General features: G+C 44.9%; 13 protein-coding genes. 4 read left to right on the forward strand and 9 right to left on the reverse strand.

Going from position 1 to position 12,514, the window contains the following annotated elements; all coding sequences use genetic code 11:
• The first annotated feature begins 48 nt into the window (after nt 1-48).
• The 4 genes from EXT48_RS13785 (at nt 49) to EXT48_RS13800 (ending at nt 1,992) form a co-directional block, all read left to right on the forward strand.
• Complete coding sequence (locus EXT48_RS13785) at nt 49-600, forward strand: glutathione peroxidase (protein WP_026000907.1); 552 nt, start codon at nt 49-51, stop codon at nt 598-600.
• Between the two features lie 64 nt (nt 601-664).
• Entirely contained in the window at nt 665-946 is a 282-nt protein-coding gene (locus EXT48_RS13790) for a peptidylprolyl isomerase (RefSeq protein WP_010377362.1), read from the forward strand.
• A 99-nt stretch (nt 947-1,045) separates the two neighbouring features.
• Nucleotides 1,046-1,624, forward strand: a complete 579-nt coding sequence (locus tag EXT48_RS13795) for a glutathione S-transferase family protein (RefSeq protein WP_017217044.1) — start codon at nt 1,046-1,048, stop codon at nt 1,622-1,624.
• A gap of 11 nt (nt 1,625-1,635) precedes the next feature.
• A complete protein-coding gene (locus EXT48_RS13800) occupies nt 1,636-1,992 on the forward strand; it encodes a DUF2750 domain-containing protein (protein WP_010605663.1) in 357 nt (118 codons plus the stop codon).
• 43 nt (nt 1,993-2,035) lie between these two features.
• Here the strand turns inward: EXT48_RS13800 and EXT48_RS13805 are convergent, their stop codons facing one another.
• The 9 genes from EXT48_RS13805 to EXT48_RS13845 form a co-directional block, all read right to left on the reverse strand.
• The gene (locus tag EXT48_RS13805) at nt 2,036-2,422 is read right to left on the reverse strand and encodes a VOC family protein (RefSeq protein WP_130164787.1); all 387 of its coding nucleotides are present in this window, start codon (nt 2,420-2,422) and stop codon (nt 2,036-2,038) included.
• A gap of 411 nt (nt 2,423-2,833) precedes the next feature.
• Entirely contained in the window at nt 2,834-4,303 is a 1,470-nt protein-coding gene (gene der, locus EXT48_RS13810) for a ribosome biogenesis GTPase Der (protein ID WP_039494393.1), read from the reverse strand.
• 74 nt (nt 4,304-4,377) lie between these two features.
• Nucleotides 4,378-5,559: an outer membrane protein assembly factor BamB gene (gene bamB / locus EXT48_RS13815; protein ID WP_069020892.1), complete on the reverse strand. Its 1,182-nt coding sequence runs from the start codon at nt 5,557-5,559 to the stop codon at nt 4,378-4,380.
• 9 nt (nt 5,560-5,568) lie between these two features.
• Entirely contained in the window at nt 5,569-6,186 is a 618-nt protein-coding gene (locus tag EXT48_RS13820) for a tetratricopeptide repeat protein (RefSeq protein ID WP_045987786.1), read from the reverse strand.
• 9 nt (nt 6,187-6,195) lie between these two features.
• Nucleotides 6,196-7,473: a histidine--tRNA ligase gene (gene hisS, locus EXT48_RS13825; RefSeq protein ID WP_130126835.1), complete on the reverse strand. Its 1,278-nt coding sequence runs from the start codon at nt 7,471-7,473 to the stop codon at nt 6,196-6,198.
• 177 nt (nt 7,474-7,650) lie between these two features.
• Nucleotides 7,651-8,769, reverse strand: a complete 1,119-nt coding sequence (gene ispG, locus EXT48_RS13830; protein ID WP_017217050.1) for a flavodoxin-dependent (E)-4-hydroxy-3-methylbut-2-enyl-diphosphate synthase — start codon at nt 8,767-8,769, stop codon at nt 7,651-7,653.
• Between the two features lie 5 nt (nt 8,770-8,774).
• Nucleotides 8,775-9,626, reverse strand: coding sequence for a RodZ domain-containing protein (locus tag EXT48_RS13835; RefSeq protein ID WP_239358677.1), 852 nt, complete (start codon nt 9,624-9,626; stop codon nt 8,775-8,777).
• 8 nt (nt 9,627-9,634) lie between these two features.
• On the reverse strand, nt 9,635-11,128 hold the full coding sequence (pilW, locus tag EXT48_RS13840) for a type IV pilus biogenesis/stability protein PilW (RefSeq protein WP_130126837.1): 1,494 nt from the start codon (nt 11,126-11,128) through the stop codon (nt 9,635-9,637).
• Between the two features lie 141 nt (nt 11,129-11,269).
• Nucleotides 11,270-12,406 (reverse strand): bifunctional tRNA (adenosine(37)-C2)-methyltransferase TrmG/ribosomal RNA large subunit methyltransferase RlmN, encoded by a 1,137-nt coding sequence (locus EXT48_RS13845; protein ID WP_069020890.1) that lies wholly within the window; start codon nt 12,404-12,406, stop codon nt 11,270-11,272.
• Nucleotides 12,407-12,514 lie beyond the last annotated feature (108 nt).

Below are 12,514 nucleotides of genomic sequence, written 5' to 3' on the forward strand. Positions count from 1 at the left end.
GAATATTTTCGTATCATAAGAGATAACATAAATAAAAGGAAAGCACTGATGATAAAAAGTCTTTCGATTCTGAGCTTAGCGCTCGGTTTCCTAATCTCGAGTAACGCGTATGCAAAGACATCCAGCTGTGATGATTTTACCAATGTTGAGCTGCGAAAACTGCGCTCTGATGACTCACTTAATCTATGTGAATTTAAAGACAAACCGCTTCTCATCGTAAATACAGCCAGTAACTGTGGATTTACAGGTCAGTTTGAAGGGCTTGAGCAACTACATCAAAAATATCAAGATAAAGGCCTTGTTGTACTTGGTTTTCCCTCTGATGACTTTTTCCAAGAAGAAGACGACGAAAAGGAAACTGCAAAAGTATGCTTTATCAACTACGGTGTAACCTTCAATATGTTTGCGACATCGGAAGTTCGAGGCTCGGATGCCAACCCCATTTTCCAACATTTAAACGAAGTAACAAGCTCTCCAAATTGGAATTTTTACAAATACTTAGTGTCAGCTGATCGGAAAACAATTAAGCGCTTTAACAGCCGCACTAAACCTATGTCTGACGAACTCACTAGCGAAATTGAAAAACTCTTGCCTAGATAAGCTGATTTTTTAACGTACCTAGATTAGAATAAAGTATGAATAATAAATAATCATCGGAGAAATTATGGCAATCGCTAGTGCAAGACACATCCTAGTAGATAGTGAAGCGCAATGCATGGAGCTCAAAGAACGCATTGCAGCAGGGGAAGATTTCGCAGAAATCGCAAAGCAGTACTCCAATTGCCCGTCGGGCCAAGATGGTGGTGCGCTAGGTGAGTTCGGACCAGGCATGATGGTGCCTGAATTCGATAAAGTGGTTTTTTCAGCCCCAATCAATCAAGTACAAGGGCCAGTGCAAACGCAGTTTGGTTTTCACTTGCTTGAGGTAACCAGTCGTAGCGATTAATTCGCTTGCGAAAAGTTAATCACTTCGCCATCATTCCTTAATACCAACTCGCTACATTTACAGAATGAGCGAAAGTTACTTAGTTGAAGGAATGATGGCATGAAACTTATCGGTTCGAACACCAGTCCATACGCCCGTCGAATTAGAATGTGGGCCGCGGCTAAACAGCTCCCAATGAGCTACCAGCATATAGATATATTTTCTGAAGCAGGCCATGACGAACTTATTCGCCATAATCCTGCCCGTAAGATCCCATTTTTAATAGACGATGCACAACTTATTTGTGATTCCAACCTGATTGTTCGCTATCTCCGTGAAAAACATCAACTTCCATTTCCCAGTTGGGATCAAGAAAATTGGCTGATCCTTATCAATGCCTGTAATGATTCTTTGGTGGAACTGTTACTTAGCAAGCGCTCTGGTTTTGATATTGAACAAGATAAACTGTTTTTTAATCTACAGCGGGAACGAATTGGCCATACCCTGCACTATCTCAATGAAGAGTGTGTGACAGAAGAGTTTTTACACTGTGATTATCTCCAAATCAGTTTATACTGCCTTATTGATTGGGTTCTATTTAGAGAGCTCGTCGACCTGAGCGATTACACCAACCTGATGGCATTTCATGACCGTTGGCAAAGCCAAGCAATCGCCCAGCAAACTGATCCACGAAATTGAGAACACCTATGATGAATGAAGAAGAAATTGGCTCAGAAGTCAGTGAGTTTATTGAGCAAGTAAAAAATACTGAAAGCGTTTGGGCACTTAGCTCTGATGACGGCGGTATGGTTGTGGTTGACTCAAACCAGTTTGACGAGACTGATGTGTTATTGCTGTGGGATAGTGAAGAAAAAGCGCAAGCTCAATGTCGCGACGAGTGGAGTGAGTTTTCACCGATGAGTATTGATGTTGAAAGTTTTCTTGACGAATGGGTACTCGACCTAAAAGAAGATGATGCACTCGTTGGTCTAAACTGGAATGATGACAACGTTTGTGTTGAAATCGAGCCCGTTGGTCTTGCTAGACTACTTGTCGATATCGAATAAAAGCACACCGCATCAAAGTGGCTCTCACCCCGTGTGAGTGCCGCTATTCACCCGGCTTTGACACCAAAGCAACTAAAGTCCCTTCAATGGCCCTCACATAAGCTTGTGTTACTCTACCCTTTTGGTTTGGTGAGCTTAATGGCTCGGCTCCAGCGGCGACCGCTTTATCATAGCATTCAGGGACATTTTCACAGCTGATGGTAATTTCAAACCCAAGTGCAGGCTGTTTAGGATGGCAACGAATATAGTCTTGCCTAAACTGTGATTGAGCTAACGGGTGGCTGGCAAAGGCGAGTTTCACTTCACCTGTGTCTAACTCACCATAATCCCCTTCATCGGTCATATCAAAAGTGCTCAAGCCAAATGCTTGATAGTAAAAATCCAGCACTTCCTCAACACTTTCTACATAAATCACCGCTTTAGCAAACACCTAAGCCTCACTATCAATAAAACCTAATGTAACTTAACCTGAGTTTTGGGTAAGAAATGAGCTAACTCTTTATTTTTCAAGCTTGTCTAAACCATATACTTGTCTAGCCAGAGAGTTTTAGGGATAACTAGGCGGATTTACGCACCAATAGCTGGCTATTGGAAGTAAATCCAACAAAGTTAGCGCTGAAACTAACTGCTAGAAAGGCATTAATTATCCGAAGCTCAGGTTATATATAACTTAAGCACAAATGTTGAGCAAGGTAAAACAAAGTAAAAGAGTTCTGGGTTAAATATAGTCAGGTGTGGAAACAGGAATTGGTTGGATAGATATGAAGCTTATGTTTAGCTCGACGCACTAACCAGATGGTGTCGAGCTACTAGTGTCGAGCTACAATTCCCGCAAAAAGCCTTACGACTTATTGCGGTTTTCTTTTGCAAATGCACGAAGCTTACGCTTTTGTGAGAGCGTCATTTTGTTTGAACGACCAGCGTAAGGGTTATCCCCTTCGCGGAATTCAATCTTAATCGGCGTACCCATTACGTTAAGCGCTTTACGATAGTAGTTCATCAAATAGCGCTTATAGCTATCTGGCAGTTCATGCACCATATTGCCGTGGATAACAATACGCGGCGGGTTATAACCACCTGCGTGAGCGTACTTAAGCTTCACACGGCGTCCACGAACTAGTGGTGGCTGGTGATCCGCCTGAGCCATATCCATAATACGACGTAACATTGCCGTGCTTACTCGCTTAGTCGCTGATTCATAAGCTTCGTCAATCGACTCAAACAAGTGACCAACACCTGTACCATGTAATGCGCTGATAAAGTGCAGACGAGCAAAATCAACAAAACCCAGTCGTCTGTCTAGCTCAGTTTTGATACGCTCTTTGACATAGTCATCAAGACCGTCCCATTTGTTTACTGCAATAACCAACGAGCGACCCGCATTTAGTGCAAAACCAAGTAGACTCAAGTCTTGATCTGAGATCCCCTCGCGCGCGTCTACAACGAGCAATACCACGTTGGCATCTTCAATCGCTTGCAGTGTTTTGATAACCGAGAATTTCTCTACAACATCGCTGACTTTCTTACGCTTACGTACACCGGCGGTGTCGATCAATACGTACTCTTTATCATTGCGCGTCATCGGAATGTAAATTGAGTCGCGCGTCGTACCCGGCATATCGTAAACGATAACGCGGTCTTCACCTAAGATACGGTTAGTTAGTGTTGACTTACCTACATTTGGACGACCGATAATCGCGAGTTTAACAGGCTTGTCTTCAAAACCCGTTTTGCCGTCTTCGGCTTCTTCACCTTCAAGGTAAAGCTCTGCGATATCTTCATCGTCATGCTCAAGCTCTTCATCTTGAGCCGTAAGCTCAGCGATAACCGGTTGTAGCGTCAACTCTAATAATTGAGTAACACCACGACCATGCGCGGCGGCGATCTGTTGAACGTCACCGAGCGCTAGCTGGTAAAATTCAGCACAGTTCGAGTCAGCATCAATGCCATCCGTTTTATTAGCGACAACAAAGCAATTCTTCTGTTGTTTACGAAGGTGCTGCGCGATAGCTTGATCAGCAACCGTCATACCTGCGCGCGCATCCACCAAAAATAGCACAATATCCGCTTCTTCAATTGCAAGCAGCGACTGCTCGGCCATTTCAGTTTCAATGCCTTCTTCAGAGCCATCGATACCACCCGTGTCTACCACAATAAACTCGTAGCCTTCATAGTTTGCTTGGCCGTATTTACGGTCGCGAGTCAGACCCGGAAAGTCAGCAACTAACGCGTCACGAGTACGTGTTAAACGATTAAACAGTGTGGATTTACCCACATTAGGTCGCCCAACCAGAGCGATCACAGGAAGCATAGACTACCTCTTTTAAAAACAACAAAAGGCTTCGCAAAAGCGAAGCCCCATAAAATATCTAAAAATTCAGAAAGTTACTGCGGAATTTGAACTGCGCTAAGTTCACCATCACGCGTGTAAACAAATACTTTGCCATCAACCACTATCGGTTCGACAAAAAAGCCTGAACTATCAAACTCGGTACGCGATACCAACTCACCAGAACTCTTATCCAGCCAGTGTAAGTTACCTTCCTGATCGCCAACCACTACGTAGTTGCCAGCAACCGTTGGAGCGGTTAGATACCAACCGCGCAGAGCTGGTTGTGTCCAACGTTCAATACCTGAGTTTTTGTCTAGTGCGTACAGTACGCCATCGCTATCAACCAAATAAATTACGTCAAGATCGAGTGTGAGATCTCGGTAACTACTGTACTCACGATCCCACACTACATTACCGCTGCGCACATCAATGGCCACTAGTTTACCATTATAGGCGATAGAATACACATATGCGCCGCTTACAACGGGTTTAGTATCAACATCCACCAAACGCTCAAACTCAGAAGCCCCTTTTGCAATTGCAACATCTGAGCTCCATGCGGTAAAACCGTTTTCAGCGATAAGTGCTGTTAACTTACCACTTTCTTCGCCAACCAATACGCCACCATTCGCGCTGGTCGGTGAGCTTAAACCACGTAATGTCAGCGCTGGGACTTCTTGCTCATAGTGCCAACGCTCTTCACCTGTATCTGGGTGTAGCGCAACCAGCTTGCCTGAACCTAAGTTAACGTAAAGAAGACCATCGCCTGCAGCTGGCGCTGACAGCGCTTCACCTGGTACCGACTTACGCCAAACTATTTCGCCGGTTTCACGGTCCAGCGCAAAAACCTGTCCGTGCTCAGAGCCAACATATAGTTTGCCATAAGCTTGTGTGATCCCACCTGACAGCTTCGCACTGTCATTGTCTTCCCATGGCCAAAAGTTCTTATTCTCACGAACATCAACTCGCCACTTTTCTTTACCTGTTTCAGTATCAAACGCTGTCACTATACCTTCACGGGCAGCTGCAAAAACAGTGCTCTGGTAGCTTACTGGAGATAAACGCGAAAAGTAGTGCTCAACCCCGTCTCCAATCCCCTCTTGCCATACAACAGTGGCGTCGAATTGATTGTTGATCTCAGGAAGTTTTAACTCTTCTTCATCATCACTAGAAGAACAACCTGCGGTGAGTGCTGCAACACATAAAGCCAATGAGGCCATCGTTAACTTCTTCATGGCAACTCCTTAAACCGTTGTCTTTTGTGCAAGATCATCCAGTTTAATTTGCAGCATAGGGTTGCTATTGCCTTCCGCCGCTTCTAATGCCGATTGATAAGCACTACGTGCTTTATCTTTATCGCCTTGAGCAAGGTAAATATCACCTTGGATCTCAGCAAGCTGCGCCTTAAACGCTTCAGGCATAGGCTTAGCCAGTGTTGCAAGTGCTTGTTCGTATTGAGACTGAGACGCTTGTACACGTGCAAGTCTTAACAAAGCCGTTGCTTTTAGCTCAGCGTTGGCAACATTATCAGCCGCCCAAGTTAGCTTCTCAGCTGCTAGCTTAAGATCGTCTTTGTCGATTGCCTCTTTAGCAGCAACGAAAGCCGCTAACACGGCGTAGTTAGAATCTGCATTTGCAGCAACAAAGGCGTCGCTTTTTGCTAGTACATCGTCACTTTCAACAACCTGAGTGAATGCTTCTGATGCTGCTTCTGCGCTATCGATCTGGCTTTGGTTATACGCTTTCCAGCCATACAGACCACCTAAACCAAGCACGGCACCGACTACTATCGTTGTACCATTTTCACGGAAAAATCGTTTTATTGCTTCTGCTTGTTGTTCTTCTGTTGAATAAATTTCCATTCTAACCTCTTAGCTTACCAGCTCTGCTAACAGCGTTTTTACTTCTGCAAGTGGTAAGGTGATTTGTTCTTTCTCTTCACGCAGATACTTCACTGTCACTTTGCCTTCAGCGAGTTCATCTTCGCCTAGCACGAGCGCAATAACAGCATCGCTTTTATCTGCACGTTTAAATTGTTTCTTAAAGTTGCCACCGCCACAATGAACCATCACGCGAAGGCCAGCAATATCATCTCGTAATTGCTGTGCAACTACTGGAGCTTGAATCGCCGCTTTGTCACCCATAGCAACGACATATACATCAGCATTACGACGAATATCACCCACACATTCCAGCGTTTGTAGCATCAACACTAAACGTTCGATACCCATAGCAAAACCAACGGCTGGCGTTGCTTTGCCGCCAAGTTGCTCAACCAAGCCATCGTAACGGCCGCCAGCACATACAGTACCCTGAGAACCTAAGCTTGTTGTCACCCACTCAAATACGGTGCGGTTGTAGTAATCTAGGCCACGTACCAGTTTTTCATTAACTTGGTATTCGACGCCAGCTGCGTCTAAACGTTCACACAAATTAGCAAAATGTTCGCGTGATTCTTCATCTAAGTGTTCAGAAAGCTTAGGTGCATCAACCAGTACAGCTTGCACCTCTGGGTTTTTGCTATCTAACACGCGCAGTGGATTGCTGTACATACGGCGCAGACTGTCTTCGTCAAGCGCTTCTTTGTGTTGCTCCAGATATGCAATCAGAGCATCGCGATATTCAGCACGCGCTTCATTTGACCCCAAAGAATTGAGCTCAAGCTTTACATGATCTTGAATACCAAACTGCTGCCATAAGCGCGCCGTCATTAGGATCACTTCAGCATCAATATCTGGTGTTGCCATACCAAAAGTTTCAACACCAAATTGATGGAATTGACGGTAACGGCCTTTTTGCGGTCTTTCGTGGCGGAACATCGGCCCCATGTACCAAAGGCGCTGTTCTTGGTTATATAGCAAACCATTTTGATTACCCGCTCGTACGCACACAGCAGTACCTTCCGGGCGTAGCGTTAAGCTATCGCCATTACGGTCATCAAAGGTATACATTTCTTTTTCGACGATATCGGTCACTTCACCGATAGAGCGCTTAAATAGATCGGTCGACTCAACGACTGGAAAGCGGATCTCTTGATAACCAAAAGCCGCTACTGTCTCTCTTAATACCGATTCTACTTTCTGCCAGACTTGCGTGTCACCTGGCAGACAATCATTCATTCCACGGATTGCCTGAAGTTGTTTAGTCACTGAAAACCCTAACTTAAATTTGTCACCAATCGATTTACTGCTGCTTGAACCTTTGGCTAAATACGCTCAAACAGCCTCATCGCATTGGTTTTATTTCTTTAATGCCATTTATCGTCGTGCAGTTTAGCACGCCGTGAGAAAGCGCGAAATTCGCTTATCTTAACGATTACACAGGTGTCAGTCGATGATTTTTACATCGATTTTTTCTTCACTTTCTTTTTTCTCTACATATTCTCGGATCTGAGACTCTAATTGAGCGACGATATCATCATTATCAATCCGTGTTTTTTGGCGCTCGCCATTGATATAAAGGCCTGAACGGCGATTTGCGCCAGCAAGACCTAAGTCACTGACAAGTGCTTCACCAGGGCCATTGACCACGCAGCCAATCACAGACACCGAAATTGGCGTGACGATATCTTCTAATCGCTCTTCCAGCTGATTCATTGTATTCACTACATCAAACTCTTGGCGAGAGCAACTTGGGCAAGCAATAAAATTAATGCCGCGCGAACGAATTCGCAGTGACTTTAGAATATCAAAACCCACTTTGATTTCTTGCACTGGATCAGCCGCAAGTGAAACACGTAATGTATCACCAATTCCTTCAGCAAGTAACATCCCTAGACCAACTGCCGATTTAACTGAACCGGCTCTAAAACCACCTGCTTCGGTGATCCCAAGGTGCAGAGGTTGGTCGATTTCTTTTGCCAATAAACGATAAGCGCCAACGGCTAAGAATACGTCGGAAGCTTTTACCGAGACTTTAAACTGATCAAAGTTATGGCGCTGGAGAATTTCGACATGTCGCATCGCAGACTCAAGTAAGGCTTCAGGTGTTGGTTCACCATACTTTTCTTGCAAATCGCGCTCTAGTGAGCCGCCATTCACGCCAATACGAATTGGAATGTTGTGCTCACCCGCCGCATCAATCACTGCACGAATACGGTCTTCACTACCAATATTCCCAGGATTTATCCGCAAACAATCGGCACCGTACTTAGCCACTTGTAATGCAATACGATAATCGAAGTGAATATCCGTGACGAGTGGAATATCCACTTGCTCTTTAATGCTTTTGAATGCTTCAGCTGCATCCATTGTCGGCACAGAAACACGGACAATATCCGCTCCGGCGTCTTGAATAGCTTTAATTTGTGCCACCGTCGCATCAACATCTAGAGTATTGGTGTTCGTCATAGACTGTACTGCTATCGGTGCGCCATCACCAATAGGCACATTACCGACATAGATCCTTGTTGATTTTCTACGCTTTATAGGTGGTTCTGAAAACATGCTGACTACTCTGTTAACGGTAAATTGAATTTAGCTAGACGGTTTTTAGTAAACGCAGGCAATGACACTGGTTTACCGTCAAGCGTGACCTCTACGGCCTGATGCTTGCCGAGTATAACAGAAAAAGGGGCCTTACCTTCAACTGTCATAGTATATCCCGCTTTTTTAACACCAAACGCGACACGCTCTTGTGTTGCGTCAAACATTTCAACCCAACTTTCTTCGTTGAAATGCATGACTACCGTGCTCAATGCAGAGTCTCGTTTTGTCGCTTGCGGTTTCGTTTCAACTGGCACTGAAACCTCCGCTTCACTCGCCTGTGGCTCGCTTTGCGGGGTTGTGTCATTGTTTTGCTCAGTAGGTAATGCTAACTCATCAACCTTTGGCGTTGTGGCATTTTCAACTGGCGTCTCAAGCTGAGTGACCGGCGTTTCAGGCACCACTTCTTGTTCTGAGCTACTAGTCTGCCAAAACCAAAATGCCGACGACCCCAGCACGATAGCCAGCACAATGTAGCTCACCATCATTAGGCGGTTATCGTGGGCTTCTTTATGAGTCCGGCGAGAAAAGCTTTGCATTCGCTTTTTCTGTGGCGGCAACTCCGGAGATTGATATCGAGCCAGTACTTCCGTCGGATTCAATCCCAGTAACGCGGCGTAATTTTTAATATAGCCACGCACAAAGGTTTCAGGCCCTAGGTCTTGATAGTCATCCTGCTCGAGCTTGGTAAGTTGGGCATGAGTCATCTTTAAGCGCGATTCAATTTCAGCAAAGCTGATCCCGGCATTTTGTCTTGCCGTTGCTAAAGTTTGCCCGAGTGAAGGCTGCTCTTGTTCAGGTGCTTCCTGCTCTTTCATTGTTTGGTTCATAAAACGTAATTTGTTGGGTCTACAATTAGTAATCCGTGGCCTGCTTGCAGCGCCACATCAGGAGTGAGTTTATTCCATCGCATAATTTCATCGATCAACACACCATATCGATCGGCAATACTGAGCAAAGTATCTCCCGCCGCAATTTCATGCACGACATTGGGATTGTTAAGATACACCTTTTGACCTGCGTACAATCTTGCAGATTCCCGCACTTGATTATATTCCATCAATTCAACCATTTTAATGTCGTATTTGACTGAAATACTAAATAGGTTTTCACCTGCAATAACAGTATGAAAAGGTACCTGAGGAGGCGCAACGTCACGATTTAATAACGGCACACTTGAACTACTTGATGACGTAGACGCTAACACTTGAGGCTCACGTGAACGAGGACTAAATGTGACTTCCGATGGATCCGGTTGATAAAACTCAACCCGAGCTTCAGAGTCCGAGCTAACGTTCACTAAAGACGTGCTTTTTGCCACTTCAGGTTTTGCCGAAGGCGCAAAATTATTGGCCTCAGCGGGTGAATCAACGGTGAATGACTGGGTTGAATTCGATTGCGTTTTCTTACGTTTAATTTTAATTTTTGGATTCGCAACAATATGACTAGGCGACGCCTCGGCAAGCTTATTTAACTGCGCTTCTCGGTAGCGATTGCGCAACCGTTCAAATTCACTTGCAGCGATATTATTCGTTAAGATCAGCCCTGCTTGAGCAGATTTTGGGTAACTTTGCACCAAAGTCGTGGCGATGTCTTGCGCCTTCTGTAAGTGCCCCATTTGCATATGTACTAAGTGCCCAAGCATTAAGCTTCTTGGTGAAATAAATCCACGCTTGGCAACATTATCAAGCACTTCTTCTGCTCTTAAGAAATCACTGCGAGCATAGTATAGGCCCGCGAGCGCTAGTTGCGACGACATCTGCTGAGCGTTATGCTTAATCGCGCTTTGCAGATATTCCTCGGCTAGGGAATACTCATTTTGTTTCAGCGCACACAGCGCCAAGTTTTCGTAGCTTGCCGATACCCGCAAATAACTTGGTACCTCAATCGCTTTGAAAAAATATTGGCTCGCCTTGTCATACTGACCAACGCGGCAAAGAAAAGTGCCATAGTTATTTAGCGTGTCGGGGTTATCTGGCTCAATATCCAAAGCCGCCTGATAGGCATTATCAGCGCGTTGTTGCTCACCCACCTGCTCGTAATAATACGCCAACGTATAATGAGCTTCGGCCAGTTTTGGCGCTAGCTGTAATGCCCGCTCTAAATTAAATTTGGCTGAGGTAGTATTACCTGAATTGAGATATTGAAGTGCCAGTGCAATGCGAGTTCTTGCGGCATTGGTGTTATTGACTTGTTGTTCGGCCACAGGACGCCCGTCGGAGCGATAACTACTCTCCGTCACACAACCTGACAGAACTAAACTCGCGCCTGCGAGAATGGATGCAGCCAATCCTGTTTTGCGATAATTTCGCGATTGCATCACTCACCTTTGAATGCCACTGGGTTCTATGTGTGCCCTATATTACCCAAAAGGCTAAGAGATTCATCTATTTTTTACCAGATAGTCAGAACTTATCTGTGGTCAAGATGAAATGAGCTGGGTAAACCCAGCTCATGAATATTATTGTGCGCTCACATTGACAGCAATGGCATTGTCGTCACGCTGTTTTTTCTTAGCTAAACGCTTGGTTCTGTCTACGACATCGCCCACTAGCTGTCCACATGCGGCGTCAATGTCATCGCCGCGGGTGCGACGAACAATACACGTCAGTCCTGCAGCTTGTAACACCTTAGAAAATCTATCGATGCGACTGTTGCTAGAGCGGCCATATTCATTACCCGGGAACGGGTTAAATGGGATCAAGTTAATTTTTGACGGCGTGCCTTTGAGTACTTGTACTAATTCATGGGCATGATCTGTACTGTCATTAACGTCTTGTAGCATCACGTACTCAATGGTGACGTCCTTATTCGCTTTAGAACCATCGATATAGCGACGACATGCTGCTAGGAACTCTTCAATCGGATACTTTTTATTGATTGGTACAAGCACATCTCGTAGTGGATTGTTTGGTGCATGTAGCGAAATTGCCAGTGCCACATCAATCTTTTCTTTCAAGATATCAAGCGCAGGTACCACACCCGATGTACTTAGCGTAACGCGGCGCTTGGATAAACCAAATGCCCAATCGTCCATCATCAGTTCCATCGCTGGTACAACATTATTTAGGTTTAGCAGAGGCTCACCCATCCCCATCATAACGATGTTAGTAATTGGGCGTTTAGTGCTATCGCCTTTATGCAGACCAATGTCGGTTGCCACGCGCCAAACCTGACCAATGATCTCAGACACTTTTAAGTTACGGTTAAAGCCCTGCTGCGCCGTTGAGCAGAAAGTACATTCCAAAGCACAACCAACCTGAGAAGACACACACAGTGTTGCTCGGTCTTTTTCTGGGATCCATACGGTTTCAACTTCTTGGCCGCCTTCAAGTACTAGAGCGTACTTAATGGTACCGTCAGAAGCCACCTGCTTTACTGAAATTTCAGGTGCTTTAATCTCACACTCAGCCTGCAACCGCGCACGCAACTTTTTGTTCAAATTGCTCATGTCATCAAAGTTGTCGATACCAAAATGATAAATCCATTTCATCACCTGATCCGCGCGAAACGGCTTTTCGCCATATGATGCAAACAACTCGCGCATCCCCTCGCGATTTAAATCAAGTAAGTTAATTTTTTTCTCAATAGTGGTCATGAACAACCTCGGTTAAAGACGGTAAGAACAGCTAAATTGCCAACAACGCATTGTACAAAAAAGCAGCAAACATCACAAATAATGTAACGTGTTTTGTGAAGTAGTTTG

It is taken from the genome of Pseudoalteromonas sp. CO348, assembly GCF_004208845.1.
GTDB lineage: Bacteria > Pseudomonadota > Gammaproteobacteria > Enterobacterales > Alteromonadaceae > Pseudoalteromonas > Pseudoalteromonas maricaloris.

Coding starts and splice junctions, on each gene's coding strand:
- EXT48_RS13800 (WP_010605663.1), top strand. CDS start 1,636: ATGAATGAAGAAGAAATTGGCTCAGAAGTCAGTGAGTTTATTGAGCAA.
- ispG (WP_017217050.1), bottom strand. CDS start 8,769: ATGTTTTCAGAACCACCTATAAAGCGTAGAAAATCAACAAGGATCTAT.
- EXT48_RS13790 (WP_010377362.1), top strand. CDS start 665: ATGGCAATCGCTAGTGCAAGACACATCCTAGTAGATAGTGAAGCGCAA.
- pilW (WP_130126837.1), bottom strand. CDS start 11,128: ATGCAATCGCGAAATTATCGCAAAACAGGATTGGCTGCATCCATTCTC.
- EXT48_RS13820 (WP_045987786.1), bottom strand. CDS start 6,186: ATGGAAATTTATTCAACAGAAGAACAACAAGCAGAAGCAATAAAACGA.
- bamB (WP_069020892.1), bottom strand. CDS start 5,559: ATGAAGAAGTTAACGATGGCCTCATTGGCTTTATGTGTTGCAGCACTC.
- der (WP_039494393.1), bottom strand. CDS start 4,303: ATGCTTCCTGTGATCGCTCTGGTTGGGCGACCTAATGTGGGTAAATCC.
- EXT48_RS13845 (WP_069020890.1), bottom strand. CDS start 12,406: ATGACCACTATTGAGAAAAAAATTAACTTACTTGATTTAAATCGCGAG.
- EXT48_RS13785 (WP_026000907.1), top strand. CDS start 49: ATGATAAAAAGTCTTTCGATTCTGAGCTTAGCGCTCGGTTTCCTAATC.
- EXT48_RS13795 (WP_017217044.1), top strand. CDS start 1,046: ATGAAACTTATCGGTTCGAACACCAGTCCATACGCCCGTCGAATTAGA.
- EXT48_RS13835 (WP_239358677.1), bottom strand. CDS start 9,626: ATGAAAGAGCAGGAAGCACCTGAACAAGAGCAGCCTTCACTCGGGCAA.